We start from the raw sequence: 20,817 nt of genomic DNA on the forward strand, positions 1-20,817 counted from the left end.
CGCCCCGATGATGACATCTCCCCCCGCGAGGTCCGACGCTGCCGACCCGACCGCCTCGCGCGACGAGCCGTCCCGCACGGGGTGGCGGGTTTCGTGGCTTGCGGTGCTCGTCGCCGTCATCGCACTGTGCGGCACCGCGACTCTCCTATACCCGACGGTGGCGGCGTGGTTCCACCAGAAGACGCAGTCGGAAGTCATCGAGAGGCTGAGCGCCGAGATCGACCAGGAACCGCCGACCGGGCTCGGTGCGGCACTCGTGCAGGCACGCCGCTACAACGCCTTCCTCGAGGGGGGAGCCGCGTCTCTGGCCGCTTTCTCGAACGTCCCGGAGGGTGAGGGCTCGGCGACGTCCGGACCCGCCTACGAGGACACGCTCCGGGCCGACACGACGGGCCTCATGGCCCGGCTGAAGATCCCCTCCATCGGCGTCGACTTGCCCATTTACCACGGCACGAGCGACGCGACGCTGCTGCGCGGTGTCGGCCACCTCGAGGGGACCGCTCTCCCGGTCGGCGGCGAGGGTACCCACTCCGTCCTCACCGGACATCGCGGATTGGCGGATGCCGAGCTGTTCACACATCTGGACCGGGTTGCGAAGGGCGACACCTTCACCATCGAGGTGTTCGGGGAGGTGCTCACGTACCGGGTCACGGAGATCGAGGTCGTCGAACCCTCCGACACCGAGACGTTGTATCCCGTGCGCGGTGCGGATCTCGTGACGTTGGTGACGTGTACTCCGCTCGGCATCAACAGCCAGCGCATTCTCGTGACGGGGGAGCGGGTGACCCCGACCCCGATCGAGGATGTGCAGGCGGCGGGCGCGCATCCTGACGTCCCGGGATTTCCCTGGTGGGCCGTGATCGGGGCTGCGGTGCTCGCGGCGCTCGCGCTCTACGTCTGGCTGATGGGGCGCGCGCCGCGCCGGTCGCCGCGGGTGCTGCGCAACGCGGGAGAGTAGCCGCGCCCGTATCCGTAGGATGGGGCGCGTGCCCGGCATCCTGATCCATGAGTGGCTTTCACGCCACGGTGGTTCGGAGAATGTGTTCGAGGTCTTGTCGCAGACGTTTCCGGATGCCGAGCGATTCTGCCTGTGGAACGACAGTGACGGTCGGTTTCACGGGGTGCGGGAGACGGTGCTCGCTCGCACGCCGCTACGCCGGAACAAGGCCGCCGCTGTGCCGTTCATGCCGGCGGCGTGGCACCTGTTGCCGCGCAGGGATGCCGATTGGGTGCTCGCCAGCAGTCATCTCTTCGCGCACCAGTCCCTGCACGGCGCGCGAAGATCGACCGTCGAACGCGAGGCCTTCACTGGGATCGGACGGCGAGCAGGAGTACGAGTGCGCACACGAGAGCCACGCGCTCGCCGCTCCCCGCTGAAGGTCCCCTTGCGTCGGGGAGCGCGAGACTGGCCCGAGCGATACGCGAGTTGGCTCGTTTACAGCGACCTCGCCGTCCTCGTCCTGATCTTCGTCGTCTTCCGGCTCGTGGCAATCCCGCTCGAATACACCACCGTCTCGTGGGCGGACGGACCCGACGTGCCGTATTGGGCCGTCATCGTCGCCGTCGATGTTCTGTGGCTGATCGCCCTCAGCATCTTCGATACGCGCGACCGGCACATCGTGGGTAACGGCACGCAGGAGTATGCGCGGATAGCCAACGCCGGCGTCGCGCTATTCGCCGTGCTCGTCTCGGTGGCATTCTTCCTCCGAATCGACGTCTCCCGCGCGCTGCTCATCGGGGTGATCCCGCTCGGCACGCTCGCACTGATCGTGTCGCGATGGGTCTGGCGACAATGGCTCAGAGCGCAGCAGAGCGCGAAAAAGTACGTCTATCGCGCCATCGTGCTGGGCGAGCCCAAGAAGTCCGCGCACATCGTCTCGGCGATCCGACGCGCCTCGGGAACGGGTTTCGACATCGTGGGTGTCGTGACGAACTCGTCACGGTCGGGCGTCGTCGAAGGCGTACCCGTCGTCGGTACCTTCGCGACAGCGATCGCGGCGCTCGACGCCGTCGACGCCGACACCGTCATCCTCGTGGGCGCGGACGAGATCGATCCTGTGGTGATCCGCCGACTGGGAGGGGCGCTCGCGGACCGCGACGCGAACCTCGTCGTCGCCCCGCAGCTGACCGATGTCGCAGGTCCCCGCATCCACACACGACCCGCGGCGGGTCTGCCGCTCGTGCACGTCGAGTATCCGGCGCTGGTGGGCTACCGGCGTTTCATCAAGCGCGTGTTCGACATCGTCGCCGCCTCGCTTCTCATCGTGCTCACGTCGCCGGTCATGGCCGTCGCCGCGATCGCGGTTCGGAGCGACAGCAAGGGGCCGGTGCTGTACCGACAGACGCGGGTCGGCCGCCAGGGAAAGCCCTTCGGCATGCTCAAGTTCCGTTCGATGATCGCCGATGCCGACGATCAGCTGGCCAGCCTGCTCGACCTGCAGGGGATGACGACACGACCTCTGCAGAAGGTCGTGGACGATCCGAGGGTCACCCGCGTGGGTCGCGTGATTCGTAAGCACTCGATCGACGAACTGCCCCAGCTGTTCAACGTCCTGGCGGGCACGATGAGCCTTGTCGGCCCCCGCCCGCAACGAGAAGGCGAGGTCGCGCTGTACGACGACGCGGCGAAGCGCAGGCTTCTGGTCAAGCCGGGTATGAGCGGCCTGTGGCAGGTCAGCGGGCGATCGATGCTCTCCTGGGACGACGCGCTCCGACTCGATCTCTACTACGTGGAGAACTGGTCCTTCATGCAGGATGTCGTGATCCTCTTCCGCACGGTGCGCGCGGTCATGATGCCGGGCCAGGGAGCGCACTGACCATCGCGGGCTCCCGCGATGCACGGGCTCGACGCACCCGACGCAGATCGGCGTGGATCATCGCCGTGCTCTACGGCATCCTTCTGCTCACCGTCGCATTCTGGCCGACACCCGTGGATCGGCCCTTCGAGCGCATCATCGCCAGGATCATCGTCGAGCTCCACGAACGCGGCGTCCCGGCGTTCGTGGGTTACGGCTTGATCGAATTCTCCGCGAACATCGCCTTGTTCGTCCCCGCGGGTCTGATGTTCGGGCTCCTGCTGCCGTTGCGCTGGTGGCCGGTGATGTTCCTTACCGGGCCAGTGCTCTCGCTTGTCGTCGAAATCGCCCAGGCGCTGTTCCTGTCGGCCCGGTACGCGACCGCGTCGGACGTCCTGGCGAACTCCATGGGTGCCGCGCTCGGCGTCGCGATCGCGCTCGCCGCCCGATGGCGCGCTGCGCGACGCCGGGCTCGGTCGAGCGCGGAAAGCGACCCTGGAGTCCGACCTTCCGCTTGACCACAATGAAGACGCGGCCCGCGCTGGTCCGCTCAGACGAAGGGGGAGACCATGGCAGCAGAGAACACCGTCAACACGGGCAAGGATGCCGTCGACGGCGCCGTCGAGAAGACGAAAGAGGCCTACGAGCGGATCACCGAATCCGTCGGGGGAGCGCTGAACTCGGAGCAGGCCGAGCAGATCAGCGACACCATTCTGGACACCGTGACAGGGTTCGCGAAGAAGATCCTCCCTGACTCGGCCGACTCACAGATCGACGAGGTCCGCCGAAAGGTGGACGAGCAGATCGGCACCGAGAAGTAGGCCGAGCGAGGAGTTCGGTATCGTCCGTCAGGACGACGCGAGAGGGGGTGGATGCCGCGGCATCCACCCCCTCCCTGTACGTGCCGCGCTTCGTGCGGGGCGTCGTATCTCGGTGACTTGACGAAACCTGAAAGATCCCTTAGCGTCGGGAATGGTCGTGCTGATGCCGGGGGGTGTCGCCGACTGGACGGGCTGTGGGGGCTCGTTCACTTCGGGGGGACGAGGGCTGTTCCTCCGATCAGTGACAGGTCGTGGGGAACATGGGCACTGCTCGTGACGGTTTTGGGGTTTCTTCGTCGCGAAAGACACAGCGTGCTGTGCGGGCGCGCGCGCGGCGTGATGACCGGCTGGTGCTCCGACACCGCTGGTACGCGGGGGGCATTTCGGCCTTGCTCGCGGGCGCCCTCGTGTTCGCGGGAATGACGCCGGCGATCGCCGACGAGGCGCCGACTCCGGCGCCGAGCGACACGGCGACGTCGCAGGACGAGACGACCCCGGCGCCGGAACCGACGACGCCGGCTGAGCCGACGACGCCGCCCGCGCCGGAGAAGCCGACCGCGCCGGAGACGACACCGCCGTCGCCTGACGTTCCGAGCCCCGCCCCCAGCACGAACGCCGCGACGCCGACGCCGTCGACCTCGCCGACATCGCCCGAAGCGCGGTCGCTCGTCGCCCCGCCGGCGGCACCGCTCGCTGCAGCGACGGCGACGATCAAGATCAACGTGGGTGGTACGCGCACCGCGAACTCCTCCACCGCAATCTCGCCGCTTGCGGGATCGGGCTTCCAGGCGAAGCCGGTCGGCGGAGGGGCGACCCTCACCTGTACGAGCGACGCGGCAGGCGTCTGCACGATTTCGGACGCCGTCGTGGGCACCCGGTACGACATCACGCAGACCGGTGCTCCGGCCGGCTGGTACATGAACGCGAACCTCGACTACGGCGGCTCGGCGTCGGGAACCTCTACTCCGTACTCGTTCCGCACCGCATCCCTTCCCGCAGGTGTGACGACGGTGCCGGGCACGACCATCGGTGGCAGCTACGACGGCGACTCCGACGGAGACCCGTTCCTCAACCCGTGGGCGACGTCGCTGAACAACAACAGCATGCCGAACGTCTGCGGTCTCAACATCGCGATGATCATGGACCGTTCCGGGTCGATGTCGGGCGCGAAGCTCGCCAACCTGAAGTCCGCCGCGAACAACGTGGTCACCTCGCTCATCGGATCGGGGTCGACCCCGGCGACATCGACCAAGATCGCCCTCTACTCCTTCGCCAGTGACGCGACGAAGATCACCGGACTCACGTCCAGCTACTCGGCGCTGACGTCGGGTATCAACTCCCTGTCCGCCAGCGGCGGTACCAACTGGGATCAGGGTCTCTACCAGGCGGTCACCAACCGAGGTTCGGATGCCTACGACCTCGTCGTCGTGCTCACCGACGGAAACCCGACCTACGACCGCAGCGGGAACGGCAACCAGAGCCGCACACGTTTCGACAACATCTCGAACGGCATCTTCTCGGCGAACGCCATCAAGTCGATGGACAACGGACGCGGTGGTAAGACCCGTATCGTCACGATCGGCATCGGGGTCGACGGGGGCGCCGAGAACATCCGTGCGATCTCGGGCACGGCACTGAACTCCGACTATTACCTCGCCAGCTCGAGCAACTTCGGCGACGCGCTGTACGCCACGCTGCTGGCGAACTGTTCGCTGACGGTGACCAAGCAGGTGCAGGGCGCAAACGGCTCCACCACGCCGGCCAGCGGATGGAACATCAAGGCCACCGTCGGAAGCGCCGCGGCGAGCACGAAGGCGACCGACTCCAACGGCAAGGCGATCTTCGGCCCCCTGAGCCCCGGCGCACAGACGTTCACCGTCGTCGAGCAGCAGAAGCCGGGCTTCGCGGTCGTGCCGAGCAACGGGAAGAACCTCGTCTGCACGCAGGGCGGCAACACCCTCACCGTGACGAACACCGGCACGAGCGAGCCGGGAGGCACATTCACCGGAGACATCAGTGCCGGCGGCATCTCGTGCACGATCACGAACACCTCGGTCTCGACACTCACGCTGACCAAGGCCTGGACGGGCGGCTCGCCGGGTGACGCGGTCTCACTCACCGCCACCAACAAGACGAACGGGGCGGCCCTCACCACCGTGGGGACGAGCGTCAACGGCGGCGCGACCACAGCGGCATCCGTGCGCGTGAACCCGGGCGACCAGGTCGAGCTGAAGGAGACGTTCACCACCGGGTCCGCGGCAGACTACAACACCACTCTCGTTTGCAACGGAGCGAGCGTCACCCTCACCGGCGGCGTCGGAACCTTCACGGTGCCGGCGGGGACCGCGGCAGGAACCACACTCACCTGCACGTTCACCAACGTGTCGAACATGGCCAAGCTCACCCTCAAGAAGCAGGTCGTCAGCGCCGGCGGCGCCGTGGACCCGGCCACCGCCTGGACACTCACGGTCGGCGGTGCCGCGGGCTGGGTGTCGACGACCACGGCAATCGGAACCGATGGCACGCTCGCGGCGACCGCGAAGCAGTCTGTGAAGTCGGGCACGCCCTTCACGCTCAACGAGGTCGGTCCGACCGCCGGCTACACGGCAGGCGCGTGGACATGCGACTCGGGAGTGAAGGTCGGGACCGGATCGACGGTGACCCTCGCCGCCGGCGCCGACGTCACCTGCACGATCGTGAACACGCAGAAGCCGGCTAAGCTCACCGTCCTCAAGAAGGGCCTGACCGGAGACACGCTCCTCGACGGCGCCAAGTTCCAGCTCTCCCGCGACACCGGTTCGGGCAATTGGCAGAACATCGGCACCCCGGTGACCGCCGCCGGCGGTTCCTACACCTGGAACGCGCTCGGCTGGGGCACCTACAAGATCGAAGAGGTCCAAGCACCCGACGGATACGACATCTCCACCCCGAACGCGCAGGTCGTGACGATCGGCGCGGCGGAGACGGCGACGACGAAGGTCATCGAGTTCCGGAACCCGCGCTCGGTGGGGTCGCTGCAGATCACGAAGACGATCGGCGGAGCGGGTGGTGTCGCGCCCGGCACGACCTTCTCAGGTACCTACGACTGCGGCGTGGGCTTCGCCGGGCCCTTCGCTGCGCTCTCGCCGACGACCCCTGTGGTGATCTCGGGCATCCCCGTCGGAAGCAGCTGCACCGTCACCGAGAAGGCGCCCGTCGGCGGCCTCGTCGATGACTCCTACGCCTGGGACGTCACGGGTACCGTGAACCCGGCCTCGGTGACGATCGTCAAGAACCAGACCGCGACGCTGAACATCAAGAACACCACCAAGCGTGTGTACGGCTCGCTGGATGTCACGAAGGCCCTGAAGGGGATGCCGACCGGCTTCACCGGCACCGCGACCTTCTCCGGGACCTGGACCTGTGATTACCCGACCGGCACCGCCGACGACACCTCCGGCACCTGGAGCGTCACCTTCGTCGGCCTCGTCCCCGGCACGGTCTCGTACACCGGCCCGCGGACGCAGATCCCGCTCACGTCGACGTGTTCGATCACCGAGAACTCGCCGTCGAACGGTGTCTTCGGTGACCCGTCGTACACGTGGAAGGCGCCCGTCGTCTCGCCGGCGACCGTCAAGGTGACGAGCGACGCGAAGACCGCCTCGTTCACCGTGACCAATGAGGCGCAGCGCGCCTCGCTGACCCTCATCAAGGTCGTGAAGTCGCCCAACGGGGGCACGGCCGTCGCAGCGGACTGGAACCAGCTCCTGCAGGCGAAGCCCGCAGCAGGCGGCGCGGTGCTGTTCGACTCGGGTCAGACGAAGTACGTCGCCCCCAAGGCCTACGCCCTGACGGAGCTCGCCGGCGGCCCGGCGGGTTATGCGCTCACTGGCATCGAGTGCTCGGTGAACGGCGGCACCTATGCGCCGGTGACCTCCGACGTCACGGTGCCCGAGGGCGGCGCCGTCGTCTGCCAGTTCACCAACACCGACACGGCACCGAAGCTCACCCTGGTCAAGAACGTCGACAACAAGGGCGGCGTCGGATCCGCCAACGCGAGCGCGTGGACGCTGTCGGCGACCAGCACGGGAAACCCCTCGGTGACCGGCGTCAGCCTCCCGGCGACCGGCACGACCGCCTCCATCAGCGGCGCGGTCAAGGGGAACGCGGTCTACACCCTCGATGAGACGGGCGGACCCTCGGGCTACACCCCGGGAACATGGGCCTGCTACAAGACCGGCACGAAGCTCCCGTTCGAGATGCAGACCGCCAACACGGTGAAGGCGCTCGTCGGCACCGACATCACGTGTGAGATCACCAACACGGCCATCCCCGCGACCGCGACGGTCGTCAAGAACGTCAAGGCCGGCTGGCCGAAGCAGCAGGCCGACGGCTCCTGGGAGATCGCCTACGACATCGTCGTGACGAACACGTCGGCGACATCGACCTACTTCTACTCGCTGAGCGACAAGCTCTCCTTCGGCGCCGGCATCACGCCGACCGCCGCCGCGTGGACGGGTCCGACCAATGGGACGTTCTCGACGCTGACCGGTAGCCAGGTGCTGAACCCGGCGGGTTCGCTCGCGCCGAACACGAGCACGACCTACACGGTGACAGTCAAGGCCACGGTCTCCGCGACCGCCGCCGACGCGGGCACGAGCGTGTGCACGTCGACGTCGCCGACGCGGGCGTTCCGCAACACGACGACGCTGACCTCCGGTGGCGACTCCACGACGGTGGACGACTGCGCCCAGCCCTGGTTCCCGATGGTCACGAAGACGGCGAGCGCGCCCACGCAGAACGCGGACGGCTCGTGGAACGTCGCCTACACGGTAACGGCCACCAACCCCGGCGCGGGTCCGCTCCAGGTGACGCTGAAGGATGCCTTCCCGGCGGCACCGTCGGGTTGGAGCTACGCTCCGGCCTCGTGGGCGGTCGCGGCGGTCGGGACGGCGCCGGCGCCGGCGGCATCCAGCTTCGCGCCGGGGACAACCGGCACGATCTACACCGGTGCGGTGCCGGCGACCACCTCCTACGCCTACACGGTGAGCGCGACGCTCGTGCCGAGCTCCGCCGCGACGCCCCTCGGCGACTGCGCCGCGGAGGGAGGTCTGCGCAACAAGGCCTCGGTCGTCTCTGGTGAGGTGACCCGTGACGCCACGGCTTGTGTGACGGTCACGACGCCGCCGGTGACGGTGGCGAAGACAGCCGCGGCGACGCAGCAGCTCGCGGACGGCACCTGGCAGATCGACTACACGATCGCAGTGACGAACACGAGCCCGACGGTGGCGACGGTCTACACGCTCACCGATGTGCCGCAGCTGGGTACGGGCTTCACCGTGGTCAGCGGCGCATGGGGTACCGCACCGATCGCGAACACGCCGATCGCCGGCGGTGCGACGCAGAACTACACCTACCGGATCATCGCGTCGTTCGATGCGACCGTGAAGGATCCGCAGCTCACGTGCACCCCGGCCGAGACGGGAGCCTTCTCGAACAAGGCGGTCGTCACCTTCCCGGGCGGTACGGCGAGCGACCTCGGTTGTAGCCAGCCCGGCACGCCGACCGTCACCAAGACGGCGCAGGCGACCACCCAGGTCTCGGCCACGCAGTGGAAGATCTCGTACACGGTGACGGTCGCGAACACCTCCGGAAAGACGCTGGCGTACACGCTTTCGGACACCCCGGCGGCGCTCCCGGCCAACGTCACCGGCGCCGGCTGGACGGCCACGGGCCCGACGATCGCCGGCGGCGGTTCGGGTTCGCTCACCGCAGGCTGGACCGGCGGAACCGGCAGCACGCAACTGGCGACCGGGCTGATCCCGACGGGCGCGACGCACGTGTACACGGTGTCGAACCTCGTCACGGTGGGCGCGAACGCGAACCCCGCCGACCTCGCCTGCTCGCCGACCGCCCCGACGAAGGGCTTCTGGAACAACGCGACCGTCACCAACGGCGTCGGAGGCGACTCCTCCGACGCGTGCACCTCGGTCGTTCCTCCGAAGGTCGGCATCGTCAAGTCCGACGCGACCGTCGCGCAGCTCGCCGACGGCACGTGGGACCTCAGCTACGAGGTCACGGTGACGAACCAGAGCTCGACCGCCGAAGCGGCCTACACGCTCGCCGACACTCCGCAGTTCGACGCCGTCTTCACCCCGGTCGTGGGCCCGACGCCCTGGACGGCGGAGGGGTCGACGACATCCGTCGCGACTGCCGAGGGCACCCTCGCGGCGGGCGCCAGCACGACGTGGACCTACCGCGTGAGTGCCACGGCGGATGCCTCCGACGCGACGCCGAGTGAGCTCGAAGGGGCCCTCCGCTGCACCACCGAGGGGGAGACGCCCGGCGGCGGGTTCTACAACGTCGCCACGGTCACCTTCCCCGGTGGCACCGCCTCCGACGCCGGCTGCGGTGTGCCCGCGACCCCGACGGTGACCAAGACCGCCGCCGCCGCGACCTACAGCGCGGCCGGATGGCAGATCAGCTACACGGTCACGGTCACCAACGGCTCCGGCATCCCGCTCGCCTACACGGCGACGGACGATCCGCCGACGACGCTCCCGACGGGCGTGACGGCCACCGCTTGGGCGGTGAGCGGACCCGCCGATCTGGAGGGCGGTACCGCGACGCTCGACCCCGCGTGGAGCGGCGCAACCGGCGGCGTCTTCGCCACCGGCACCCTTCCCGCCGGCGCGAGCCACGCGTACACGGTGACGGCGACGCTGGCGATCGCGCCGACGACCGATCTCGATCAGCTGACCTGCTCGAGCGAGGGCACGCGGACCGGGATCTGGAACGAGGCATCCGTCACGAACGGACTCGGCAGCACGGATGACGAGGCGTGCACGACGTTCACCTTCTCTCCCGTCTCGGTCGCCAAGAGCACCAGCACGGTGCAGCAGCTCACCGACGGCAACTGGCAGATCGATTACCTCATCACCGTCACCAACGAGGGCACGTCTGCCGCTCCCTACACCCTGACCGAGACCCCGAAGCCCGACGCGAGCTTCGAGATCGTCTCGCAGGAGTGGGTCGGCGGCACGCCTGGCGCCGAGATCGCCCCGGTCGGCACTCCGGTGAACTGGACGTACCGCGTCGTGGTGAAGGCCAAGACGGGCGACGCCTTCAACGAGAAGACGGCGACTGTCTGCACCGAGGCCGAGGATGGCAAGAGCGGTTCGGGCGGCTTCTACAACACGGTCGCCGTGACCTACCTCGGCGGCAGCGACCACGCAGACGCGTGCGGCGTGCCGATCAAGCCGAGCGTCGTCAAGACGGGCGCCGCCGTGCAGGACCCGGCCACCGGCAATTGGACGGTGACCTACACCGTGAAGGTGCAGAACAACGACCCGAAGAAGATCGCTCTCGCCTACACGCTGAGCGACGTCGCCGCGGACCTCCCGGCCGGGGCCACGAAGGTCACCGGCTGGACGATCGCGGACCCGCAGATCACCGGCGGCGGAAGCTCCGACACGGCGGTCGCGAACACGGCATGGGCGGGTTCGCGATCGCTCGGGAGCGGGTTCATCGGCGCCGGCGCGCAGCACACCTACACGGTGAGCGCCACATATGCGCTCGCCGCGACGGCCGACCCGGCAGACCTCGCCTGCCAGGAGGACGGCACCGGCGGGTTCCAGAACGCCGCAACCGTCACGAACGGCATCGGCTCCTCGACGGACGACGCCTGCGTGAGCGTGACGGTTCCGACCGTCACCCTCAGCAAGACGGTGACCTCCACCGCCCTGCAGGCCGACGGGCGCTGGAAGATCACCTACGACGTCGTCGTGACCGGCGACGACGAGCTGACCGCGACCTACTCGCTCAGCGACACCCTGACCTTCGGCGGCGACATCGTCGTCGACACGGCGGCGTCGGGCTGGACCGGTCCGACGACCGGGTCCTTCGGCTCCTCGACCACGGCGCAGTTGGCCACCGACCGGGCGATCGCGAAGAACGCCGTCGACACCTACACGGTGACGGCGTACGCCACGATCGACCAGGCGGCCTTCACCGGCGAGACGCTCACCTGCGACGACGGACGCGTGCCGGAGGCCGGCGGCTTCCTCAACGTCGCCACCGTCACCGCGGCCGGAGAGACGACCTCGGCGCACGACTGCTCCGAGCCGTCCTTCCCGAAGATCGTGAAGCAGGCGCAGAGCGTGGTGCAGGCGGCCGACCCCGACCAGTACGACGTGACCTACCTGCTGACCGTCACGGGAGGATCGACGCCGGGGTACTACGACCTGAGCGACACGCCCGCGTTCGCTCCGGGCCTCACCCTGATCAGCGGCACGGCCACGGCGGTCACTCCGACGCCGGGCGCACCGGTGAGCGTCACGAGCGGCGTGCCGTTCGCGACGGACGTGGCGATCGGTGCGAACGAGGTGCAGACCTGGACGATGACGTGGCGCGTCGAGCGGACGAGCGATTTCGATCCTGCGAACACCGCATGCACCGAAGAGCCCGGTCACGGCCTCTTCAACACGGCCTCGGTCACCTTCGGCAGCGTCGTGCAGGACGACGCGGACTGCGTGCCGCTCCTGCCGCGGTACTACCCGACGGTCGCGAAGACCGTGACGAGCGTCACGCAGGATGCCGGAAGCGGCATCTGGACGATCACGTACGACGTCGTCGCATCCCTCGCGGCGAACGCCGAGAACCAGAAGGCGAAGTACGACCTGACCGACACGCTGGAGTTCGGTGACGGGATCACCGTGACCTCGGCATCCTTCTCCGGCCACAAGTCGGGAACGTTCACCGACGGGAGCGCAACGCTCGCGACGGGGGAGACGATCGCTCCGGCCACGAGCCACACCTACACGGTCACCGTGAAGGCGACGGTCTCGGCGGGGGCGATCGAAGAGGGCACGCTGAGCTGCCTGCGCGGCGAGGGCGGTCCCGAAGCCGGCGGCTTCCTGAACACGGCGCTGCTCACCTCCGGTGGGCGTGAGGCGAAGGCGTTCGATTGCGCCGAGCCGCAGGTGCCGACCGTCGTGAAGTCCGCGGCGACGACCACCGACAACCCCGACGGCTCGCAGCGTGTGAGCTACCTCGTGACGGTGACGGCACCCGCTCCGGTCGACGGCGACCCCGTGTCGAACCTCGGCTACAGCCTGACCGAAGACCCGCAGCCGCTGGCGTCGGGCCTGGAGCGCGTCGGTGACTGGCACGCCGAAGCGGTGAGCCCGTCCGATCTGACGATCGACGAGCCCACGTTCGACGGGACCGGCGAGTGGAAGCTCGTCAGCGGCGCTGAATTCACCGCGGACGAGCGAGAGGCCGGAACCGTCACCCACACCTACCGGGTGTGGGCCGACATCGAGGTCACCGAGCTGCCGAGCGAGTTCGAATCGTGCGGCGAGGGCGACACCGGCATCGCCGTCTGGAACCGTGTGGCGCTGACCATCGGCGACTACACGACCGATGACCGGGCGTGCGGATCGGTCGATTGGGACGAGGTGACGATCGAGAAGGATGCCGATCTCCCGGGCGACCAGACGACCGTCCAGCCGGGCGACACATTCGACTACGTCCTGACCGTGCGCAACAACGGCACGCGCGCCGCGACCGGCGTGCACGTCACCGACTCCGACATCAACGACCGCCTGGAGATCCAGGGGCTGACGGTGTCGGGCGGCGTGACCTGGACCGCACCCGGCTACACGGGCAACGACGTCGATCTCACCATCGCGTCGCTCGCCGTCGGCCAGTCGGTGGAGGTCCGGATCACGGTGGAGTTCCTGCCGGCGCCGACCACGGTGGAAGACATCGTCGGTGATGCCGCGGCGCCCACGCCCGCGGCGCCGATCGACGAGCTCACGAACACGGCCTGCGTCGATTCCGACCAGGACGGCACGCTCGACTGCGACGACAACACGATCACGACGCGCGATATCACCGCGACGGTGTACACGCGCTGCGTGGCCGATGCGCCGCTCCTGGGCTGGACGGTGCAGAAGTCGGCGTCGCTCGCCTCGCTGCCGATCGACTTCCTCTGGACGCCGAACAGCGGCACTCCGACGACGACGCCGGCGGACGTGTCGCTGCAGGCGCCGCCGTCGGTGACGACCTGGACGAACGAGATCCGCTGGCCGGGTTCGGCGTTCACGCCGTCGGGCATCTCGATCGACGACCCGGGATGGCGGCCGCTGCGCGCAGCCGACTACGCGCCCGGCGGAGGGTTCTTCCTGCCGGGGACGTCGACGGTGATGACGCCCGCGCAGCAGGCGGAGTACGTGTTCAACGGGTTGATCCTCGACCCGAGCGAACTCGACTTCGCGTGGCGCGGTGAGTCCACCGTGACGCTGTCGGTCAACCCGGAGCTCCAGTTCGAGGTGGCCTACCCGCCCGCGACGCCCGAGTGCATCGTGCCCCGCCACACCAAGGTGGAGATCGAGAAGACCGCGTCGACGCAGAAGGCGATGCCGGGCGATCCGTTCAGCTACACGATCGACGTCCGCAACGTCAGCGACGACAGCGCCGCCGACGGAGTCGTCGTGACCGACGCGATCCCCGCGACGATCAAGGTGACGAACGTCACCTGGGCCGGCAAGGGCGACGACAGCGTGTTCCCGAACTGGAAGACCTGTGCGGTGACGGGCCAGAGCTCCTCGGGCTACGGAGGCACCCTGACCTGTGAGCTGTTCGGTCCGCTGCAGGTGGCGGGGCGTGACGGTGACACCGCACCGCAGATCACCTTGGCCTCCGAGGTGAGCAAGACCGCACCGACAGGAGCGATCACCAACGTCGCGATCGTCGATTACCACACATTCGGAGACCCGACGGATGCGGGCCGGGACAGCGATGACGCCGTCATCCTCGTCTCGCTCCTGCCGGCGACCGGTGGCACGACGCCCATCTGGATCCTCTGGGGCGCCCTGGCGGCGATCGTGACGGGGACCGGTGCGGTGCTGGTGATCCGTCGCCGCCGACGCGAAGCGGGCACGCTGTAAGGCGCGCCTCAGGCGCGGGAGGGGCGGGGTTCCCCCAAGACCCGCCCCTCCCGCCCCCACGTCCGGGTGCGTGTGCGTTCGATCGCGTGCACAGGGCCTACACCCGCGCGACACGCCCGGGTTTGCGACACGCCCGGGCGACGCGTAGACTAGTCAGGTTCCACATTCCTGCGTGCGCAGATCCGACAAGGTCGCGCGTGGCGGGATCACTGCCAGGGCAGTGCATAGGCCGGCCGGAGTCCGAGAGGATCCGGCGAGAGCCTAGGCCGCGGGCAGCAGAACGACACAATCCGACGTCACCCGGTAACGGGGTCCGTGCGCGTGCGCGCGGGGTCGGGACTGACATCAGAACAGTGGTGCGCCTCGAGAGAGTAGTGCCCGGCGCCACAAGCGCCCCGTGCGTCCAATGCCCGCGAGGTATGACGCGAGAAAGAGAGTGAGCAGACAATGGCGGGACAGAAGATCCGCATTCGCCTGAAGTCGTACGACCACGAGGTCATCGACACGTCGGCACGCAAGATCGTCGACACCGTGACCCGTGCGGGCGCGACCGTCGTCGGCCCCGTGCCGCTTCCGACCGAGAAGAACGTCGTGTGCGTCATCCGGTCGCCCCACAAGTACAAGGACAGCCGCGAGCACTTCGAGATGCGCACCCACAAGCGTCTGATCGACATCATCGACCCGACCCCCAAGGCGGTCGACTCCCTGATGCGTCTCGACCTGCCGGCCGACGTCAACATCGAGATCAAGCTCTGAGGTTCGACATGGCTGACATCAACACCAAGGTTTCCAAGGGCCTGCTCGGCACCAAGCTCGGCATGACCCAGGTCTGGGACGAGAACGGCAAGCTCGTTCCCGTCACCGTCATCGAGGTCGCCCCCAACGTGGTGACCCAGGTTCGCACCCCCGAGCGCGACGGTTACAACGCCGTGCAGATCGGCTACGGCCAGATCGACCCGCGCAAGGTCAACAAGCCCCTCACGGCCCACTTCGAGGCCGCGGGCGTCACCCCTCGCCGCCACCTCACCGAGGTGCGCACGGCGGATGCCTCCGACTACTCACTCGGTCAGGAGCTCACCGTCGACGCCACCTTCGAGGCCGGCCAGCTGGTCGACGTCGTCGGCACCAGCAAGGGCAAGGGCACCGCGGGTGTCATGAAGCGCCACAACTTCAAGGGTGTCTCCGCTTCGCACGGTGCGCACCGCAACCACCGCAAGCCCGGTTCGATCGGCGCCTCGTCGACCCCGAGCCGCGTCTTCAAGGGCATGCGCATGGCCGGCCGTATGGGTGGCGAGCGCGTGACCGTCCTCAACCTCACGGTGCACGCCGTCGACGCCGAGAAGGGTCTGCTGCTCGTCAAGGGCGCCGTCCCCGGCGCGCGCGGCCGCATCGTCTACGTCCGCAACGCAGTGAAGGGTGCCTGATCATGGCTGACTCGACTCTCGCGCTCGACGTCGTGAACTCTGACGGCAAGAAGGCCGGCTCCGTCGAGCTGCCCGCCGCCGTGTTCGACGTCAAGACGAACATCCCCCTCATCCACCAGGTCGTCGTCGCGCAGCTCGCGGCGGCTCGCCAGGGCACCCACTCGACCAAGCGTCGCGGTGAGGTCTCCGGTGCCGGCCGCAAGCCCTTCAAGCAGAAGGGCACGGGTAACGCCCGCCAGGGCTCGATCCGCGCGCCGCACATGACCGGTGGTGGCATCGTCCACGGCCCGAAGCCGCGCGACTACTCGCAGCGCACCCCCAAGAAGATGATCGCCGCCGCGCTCCTCGGAGCGCTCAGCGACCGCGCCCGGGGTGGCCGCCTGCACATCGTCGACTCCTTCGGCATCGAGGGCGCCCCGTCGACGAAGGCCGCCGCGGCGGTCCTCGCGCAGCTCGCGCCCACCAAGAACGTCCTGGTCGTCATCGAGCGCGATGACGAGCTGACGGTCAAGAGCGTCCGCAACCTCGCGTACGTCCACGTCCTGACGTTCGACCAGCTCAACGCCTACGACGTGCTCGTCTCCGACGACATCGTCTTCACCAAGGCCGCCTACGACGCGTTCGTCACGTCGAAGGCCGGCGCGACCGAGGAGGTCTCGGCATGACCACCGCGAACGTCTCCCTGAACAAGGACCCGCGCGACATCATCCTGAAGCCCGTCGTCTCTGAGAAGAGCTACGGCCTGATCGACGAGGGCAAGTACACCTTCCTCGTGGACCCGCGCGCCTCGAAGACCGAGATCAAGCTCGCCATCGAGAAGATCTTCGGCGTCAAGGTCGCCTCGGTCAACACGCTCAACCGCGTCGGCAAGGCCCGTCGCACCCGCTTCGGCACCGGCAAGCGCAAGGACACCAAGCGCGCCATCGTCACGCTGAAGTCGGGCACCATCGACATCTTCACGGCCGTCGGCTGACAGCTGGGATAGAGGACAACACACCATGGCTATTCGCAAGTACAAGCCCACGACCCCGGGTCGCCGCGGTTCGTCGGTGGCCGACTTCGCCGAGATCACCCGGTCGACGCCCGAGAAGTCGCTGCTGCGCCCGCTGTCCAAGACCGGCGGTCGCAACAACCAGGGCCGCATCACGACCCGTCACATCGGTGGTGGCCACAAGCGCCAGTACCGCGTCATCGACTTCCGTCGCAATGACAAGGACGGCGTGAACGCCAAGGTCGCTCACATCGAGTACGACCCCAACCGCACCGCGCGCATCGCGCTCCTGCACTACTTCGACGGCGAGAAGCGCTACATCCTCGCGCCGAACAAGCTCCAGCAGGGCGACATCGTCGAGTCGGGTCCCTCGGCCGACATCAAGCCGGGCAACAACCTGCCGCTGAAGAACATCCCCACCGGTACCGTCATCCACGCCATCGAGCTCCGCCCCGGCGGCGGCGCGAAGATGGCCCGCTCGGCCGGCGCCGCGGTGCGCCTGGTCGCCAAGGACGGCCCGTACGCGCAGCTCCGTCTGCCCTCGGGTGAGATCCGCAACGTCGATGCGCGCTGCCGCGCGACCATCGGCGAGGTCGGCAACGCCGAGCAGTCGAACATCAACTGGGGCAAGGCCGGCCGCAAGCGTTGGAAGGGCGTCCGCCCGACCGTCCGCGGTGTCGCCATGAACCCGGTCGACCACCCGCACGGTGGTGGTGAGGGTAAGACCTCTGGTGGTCGTCACCCCGTCACTCCTTGGGGCCAGGCTGAGGGTCGCACCCGCCACGCCAACAAGGAAAGCGACAAGTACATCGTCCGTCGTCGCAACGCCGGCAAGAAGCGCAAGTAGGAGTAGAGGAAGATGCCTCGCAGCCTGAAGAAGGGCCCCTTCGTCGACGAGCACCTGCTCCGCAAGGTCGCCTCGCAGAACGAAGCCGGTACCAAGAACGTCATCAAGACCTGGTCGCGCCGTTCGATGATCATCCCGGCCATGCTGGGTCACACCATCGCCGTGCACGACGGACGCAAGCACATCCCCGTGTTCGTGTCCGAGACCATGGTCGGCCACAAGCTGGGCGAGTTCGCGCCCACCCGCACCTTCCGCGGCCACGAGAAGGACGACAAGAAGGGCCGCCGCCGCTGACGCGGTGGTGTTCCAGAGAGGACTAGAGGAGGAGAGACATGGTGGATTCCATCGCACGCGTCAAGCACATTCGCGTGACCCCTCAGAAGGCTCGTCGTGTCGTCGCGCTCATCAAGGGCAAGCAGGCTCAGGAGGCTCTTGCCATCCTGAAGTTCGCCCCGCAGAGCGCCAGCGAGCCGATCTACAAGCTCGTCGAGTCGGCGGTCGCCAACGCCCGTGTGAAGGCTGACCGCGACGGCGAGTACCTGGACGAGCAGGACCTGTACGTGCGCAACGCGTACGTCGACGAGGGCACGACGCTCAAGCGTTTCCAGCCCCGCGCCCAGGGCCGCGCGTTCCAGATCAAGAAGCGCACGAGCCACATCACCGTCGAGCTCGCGACCCCCGAGGTCGAGGGCGCTGCGGCATCCGGCACCAAGACCAAGAAGGCGAGCAAGTAATGGGACAGAAGGTCAACCCGTACGGCTTCCGCCTCGGCATCACCACCGACCACGTGTCGCGTTGGTTCTCCGACTCGACGAAGCCCGGACAGCGCTACGCCGACTACGTGGCCGAGGACATCAAGATCCGCAACCTGCTGAAGACGCAGCTCGACCGTGCCGGTGTCTCCAGCATCGAGATCGAGCGCACGCGTGACCGCGTCCGCGTCGACATCCACACCGCCCGCCCGGGCATCGTGATCGGTCGCCGCGGCGCTGAGGCCGAACGCATCCGCGCCGACCTCGAGAAGCTCACCGGCAAGCAGATCCAGCTGAACATCCTCGAGGTGAAGAACCCCGAGGCCGACGCTCAGCTCGTCGCGCAGGGCATCGCCGAGCAGCTCTCCGCACGCGTGGCGTTCCGCCGCGCGATGCGCAAGGGTCTGCAGGGCGCGCAGCGCGCCGGCGCCAAGGGCATCCGCATCCAGGTCTCCGGCCGCCTCGGCGGCGCAGAGATGAGCCGGTCGGAGTTCTACCGCGAAGGCCGTGTGCCCCTGCACACGCTCCGCGCGAACATCGACTACGGCTTCTACGAGGCGAAGACCACCTTCGGCCGCATCGGCGTGAAGGTCTGGATCTACAAGGGCGACCTCACCAACAAGGAGCTCGCGCGCGAGCAGGCCAACGCGCCCAAGCAGTCCCGCGGTCGCGACGACCGTGGCGACCGCCGTCGCGGCCCCCGCAGCGAGGCACCCGTCGCAGAAGGAGCATCGGCATAATGCTTATTCCCCGCAAGGTCAAGTACCGCAAGCAGCACCACCCCGGCCGTTCCGGCCAGGCGACCGGCGGCACGAAGGTCTCCTTCGGCGAGTTCGGCATCCAGGCGCTGACCCCCGCGTACGTGACGAACCGTCAGATCGAATCCGCTCGTATCGCGATGACCCGTCACATCAAGCGTGGTGGAAAGGTCTGGATCAACATCTACCCCGACCGTCCGCTCACGAAGAAGCCGGCCGAAACCCGCATGGGTTCCGGTAAGGGTTCCCCCGAGTGGTGGGTCGCCAACGTCAAGCCCGGCCGCGTCCTCTTCGAGGTCGCCGGTGTCAACGAGGAACTCGCCCGCGAGGCCCTCACCCGGGCAATCCACAAGCTGCCTCTCAAGGCACGCATCATCAAGCGCGAGGAGGGCGACGCGTAATGGCCGTCGGTACCAAGACGCTCGCACCCAGCGAGCTCGACACGTTCGAGGACCAGCGCCTCGTCGAGGAGCTGCGCAAGGCCAAGGAGGAGCTGTTCAACCTGCGCTTCCAGTCGGCCACCGGCCAGCTCGACAGCCACGGCCGCATCCGTGCGGTCAAGCGCGACATCGCGCGGCTCTACACCGTGATCCGTGAGCGCGAGCTCGGCATCCGTGCCACGCCCGCCCCCGTCGAGGTCGCGACCAAGGCGAAGAAGACGAAGGCCAAGAAGGCGGATGCCGCCGACGAGGCTGCGAAGGAAGAGGCCGAGTGATGGCTGAGACCACTGAGAAGAAGGCCCCGGCCAAGAAGCCGGCCGCGAAGAAGGCCCCCGAGGCCGTCGTCGAGGCACCCGTCGAGGCGGGTCACGAGCACTCCGCGCACGACGTGCGCGAAGAGGGCGCCCGTGGCTACCGCAAGTCGCGTCGCGGCTACGTCGTCAGCGACAAGATGGACAAGACCATCGTCGTCGAGGTCGAAGACCGCGTGAAGCACCCCCTCTACGGCAAGGTCATCCGCCGCACCTCGAAGGTGAAGGCCCACGACGAGCAGAACACCGCCGGCATCGGCGACCTGGTCGTCATCGACGAGACCCGTCCGCTCAGCGCCACCAAGCGCTGGCGCCTGGTCGAGATCCTCGAGAAGGCCAAGTAAGGCCTCGGCCTTCTTGGAACCCAAGGAGTAGGAAATGATTCAGACTGAGTCTCGCCTCAAGGTCGCCGACAACACCGGCGCCAAGGAGCTGCTCACGATCCGCGTGCTCGGTGGCTCGAACCGCCGTTACGCCGGTCTCGGCGACATCATCGTCGCGACCGTCAAGGACGCGATCCCCGGCGGCAACGTCAAGAAGGGCGACGTCGTCAAGGCGGTCGTCGTCCGCACCGTCAAGCAGACCCGTCGTCCCGACGGCTCGTACATCAAGTTCGACGAGAACGCCGCCGTCATCCTGAAGAGCGACGGGGAGCCCCGCGGCACCCGCATCTTCGGCCCGGTCGGTCGTGAGCTTCGCGACAAGAAGTTCATGAAGATCGTCTCGCTCGCACCGGAGGTGATCTGA

General features: G+C 68.0%; 17 protein-coding genes. All 17 read left to right on the plus strand.

Annotated elements, in window-relative coordinates; genetic code table 11:
* Positions 1 to 7 precede the first annotated feature (7 nt).
* The 17 genes from ACRVYW_RS03600 (at position 8) to rplN (ending at position 20,817) form a co-directional block, all read left to right on the plus strand.
* Positions 8 to 958: a class C sortase gene (locus ACRVYW_RS03600; protein WP_431801815.1), complete on the plus strand. Its 951-nt coding sequence runs from the start codon at positions 8 to 10 to the stop codon at positions 956 to 958.
* A 427-nt stretch (positions 959 to 1,385) separates the two neighbouring features.
* Positions 1,386 to 2,816, plus strand: a complete 1,431-nt coding sequence (locus tag ACRVYW_RS03605) for a sugar transferase (RefSeq protein ID WP_431801817.1) — start codon at positions 1,386 to 1,388, stop codon at positions 2,814 to 2,816.
* A gap of 65 nt (positions 2,817 to 2,881) precedes the next feature.
* Complete coding sequence (locus tag ACRVYW_RS03610; protein ID WP_431801819.1) at positions 2,882 to 3,313, plus strand: VanZ family protein; 432 nt, start codon at positions 2,882 to 2,884, stop codon at positions 3,311 to 3,313.
* A 51-nt stretch (positions 3,314 to 3,364) separates the two neighbouring features.
* Entirely contained in the window at positions 3,365 to 3,616 is a 252-nt protein-coding gene (locus ACRVYW_RS03615; RefSeq protein WP_431801820.1) for a hypothetical protein, read from the plus strand.
* A 350-nt stretch (positions 3,617 to 3,966) separates the two neighbouring features.
* Positions 3,967 to 14,547 carry a SpaA isopeptide-forming pilin-related protein gene (locus ACRVYW_RS03620; protein WP_431801822.1) on the plus strand — a complete coding sequence of 3,527 codons (10,581 nt, stop codon included), beginning with the start codon at positions 3,967 to 3,969 and terminating at the stop codon, positions 14,545 to 14,547.
* A gap of 447 nt (positions 14,548 to 14,994) precedes the next feature.
* Positions 14,995 to 15,303, plus strand: a complete 309-nt coding sequence (rpsJ, locus tag ACRVYW_RS03625; RefSeq protein ID WP_005050520.1) for a 30S ribosomal protein S10 — start codon at positions 14,995 to 14,997, stop codon at positions 15,301 to 15,303.
* 8 nt (positions 15,304 to 15,311) lie between these two features.
* Positions 15,312 to 15,971: a 50S ribosomal protein L3 gene (gene rplC / locus ACRVYW_RS03630; RefSeq protein ID WP_431801828.1), complete on the plus strand. Its 660-nt coding sequence runs from the start codon at positions 15,312 to 15,314 to the stop codon at positions 15,969 to 15,971.
* Positions 15,972 to 15,973: 2 nt separating this feature from the next.
* The gene (gene rplD / locus ACRVYW_RS03635) at positions 15,974 to 16,636 is read left to right on the plus strand and encodes a 50S ribosomal protein L4 (protein WP_431801830.1); all 663 of its coding nucleotides are present in this window, start codon (positions 15,974 to 15,976) and stop codon (positions 16,634 to 16,636) included.
* Entirely contained in the window at positions 16,633 to 16,944 is a 312-nt protein-coding gene (rplW, locus tag ACRVYW_RS03640; RefSeq protein WP_431801832.1) for a 50S ribosomal protein L23, read from the plus strand. The genes rplD and rplW overlap by 4 nt, the downstream gene beginning before the upstream one ends.
* A 25-nt stretch (positions 16,945 to 16,969) precedes the next feature.
* Positions 16,970 to 17,809, plus strand: a complete 840-nt coding sequence (rplB, locus tag ACRVYW_RS03645; protein ID WP_431801834.1) for a 50S ribosomal protein L2 — start codon at positions 16,970 to 16,972, stop codon at positions 17,807 to 17,809.
* A 12-nt stretch (positions 17,810 to 17,821) separates the two neighbouring features.
* On the plus strand, positions 17,822 to 18,103 hold the full coding sequence (gene rpsS, locus ACRVYW_RS03650) for a 30S ribosomal protein S19 (protein ID WP_288784074.1): 282 nt from the start codon (positions 17,822 to 17,824) through the stop codon (positions 18,101 to 18,103).
* 38 nt (positions 18,104 to 18,141) lie between these two features.
* Positions 18,142 to 18,543 (plus strand): 50S ribosomal protein L22, encoded by a 402-nt coding sequence (gene rplV / locus ACRVYW_RS03655; protein ID WP_431801836.1) that lies wholly within the window; start codon positions 18,142 to 18,144, stop codon positions 18,541 to 18,543.
* On the plus strand, positions 18,543 to 19,301 hold the full coding sequence (rpsC, locus tag ACRVYW_RS03660) for a 30S ribosomal protein S3 (RefSeq protein WP_431801838.1): 759 nt from the start codon (positions 18,543 to 18,545) through the stop codon (positions 19,299 to 19,301). Before rplV ends, rpsC begins: the two co-directional genes overlap by 1 nt.
* Complete coding sequence (gene rplP, locus ACRVYW_RS03665; protein WP_018171451.1) at positions 19,301 to 19,720, plus strand: 50S ribosomal protein L16; 420 nt, start codon at positions 19,301 to 19,303, stop codon at positions 19,718 to 19,720. Before rpsC ends, rplP begins: the two co-directional genes overlap by 1 nt.
* Positions 19,720 to 20,034, plus strand: coding sequence for a 50S ribosomal protein L29 (rpmC, locus tag ACRVYW_RS03670; protein WP_431801841.1), 315 nt, complete (start codon positions 19,720 to 19,722; stop codon positions 20,032 to 20,034). Before rplP ends, rpmC begins: the two co-directional genes overlap by 1 nt.
* Positions 20,034 to 20,414 carry a 30S ribosomal protein S17 gene (rpsQ, locus tag ACRVYW_RS03675; protein WP_431801842.1) on the plus strand — a complete coding sequence of 127 codons (381 nt, stop codon included), beginning with the start codon at positions 20,034 to 20,036 and terminating at the stop codon, positions 20,412 to 20,414. Before rpmC ends, rpsQ begins: the two co-directional genes overlap by 1 nt.
* A gap of 34 nt (positions 20,415 to 20,448) precedes the next feature.
* On the plus strand, positions 20,449 to 20,817 hold the full coding sequence (gene rplN / locus ACRVYW_RS03680) for a 50S ribosomal protein L14 (RefSeq protein WP_431801844.1): 369 nt from the start codon (positions 20,449 to 20,451) through the stop codon (positions 20,815 to 20,817).

Origin of the sequence: Microbacterium sp. bgisy203 (assembly GCF_965345155.1) — a bacterium.
GTDB lineage: Bacteria > Actinomycetota > Actinomycetes > Actinomycetales > Microbacteriaceae > Microbacterium.

Bases quoted from the DNA above. Each gene is read 5' to 3' on its own strand.
- rplN (WP_431801844.1), top strand. From the start codon at position 20,449: ATGATTCAGACTGAGTCTCGCCTCAAGGTCGCCGACAACACCGGCGCC.
- rpmC (WP_431801841.1), top strand. From the start codon at position 19,720: ATGGCCGTCGGTACCAAGACGCTCGCACCCAGCGAGCTCGACACGTTC.
- ACRVYW_RS03600 (WP_431801815.1), top strand. From the start codon at position 8: ATGATGACATCTCCCCCCGCGAGGTCCGACGCTGCCGACCCGACCGCC.
- rplV (WP_431801836.1), top strand. From the start codon at position 18,142: ATGGTGGATTCCATCGCACGCGTCAAGCACATTCGCGTGACCCCTCAG.
- rplC (WP_431801828.1), top strand. From the start codon at position 15,312: ATGGCTGACATCAACACCAAGGTTTCCAAGGGCCTGCTCGGCACCAAG.
- rpsJ (WP_005050520.1), top strand. From the start codon at position 14,995: ATGGCGGGACAGAAGATCCGCATTCGCCTGAAGTCGTACGACCACGAG.
- rplP (WP_018171451.1), top strand. From the start codon at position 19,301: ATGCTTATTCCCCGCAAGGTCAAGTACCGCAAGCAGCACCACCCCGGC.
- rpsC (WP_431801838.1), top strand. From the start codon at position 18,543: ATGGGACAGAAGGTCAACCCGTACGGCTTCCGCCTCGGCATCACCACC.
- rplD (WP_431801830.1), top strand. From the start codon at position 15,974: ATGGCTGACTCGACTCTCGCGCTCGACGTCGTGAACTCTGACGGCAAG.
- ACRVYW_RS03615 (WP_431801820.1), top strand. From the start codon at position 3,365: ATGGCAGCAGAGAACACCGTCAACACGGGCAAGGATGCCGTCGACGGC.
- rpsS (WP_288784074.1), top strand. From the start codon at position 17,822: ATGCCTCGCAGCCTGAAGAAGGGCCCCTTCGTCGACGAGCACCTGCTC.
- rpsQ (WP_431801842.1), top strand. From the start codon at position 20,034: ATGGCTGAGACCACTGAGAAGAAGGCCCCGGCCAAGAAGCCGGCCGCG.
- rplW (WP_431801832.1), top strand. From the start codon at position 16,633: ATGACCACCGCGAACGTCTCCCTGAACAAGGACCCGCGCGACATCATC.
- rplB (WP_431801834.1), top strand. From the start codon at position 16,970: ATGGCTATTCGCAAGTACAAGCCCACGACCCCGGGTCGCCGCGGTTCG.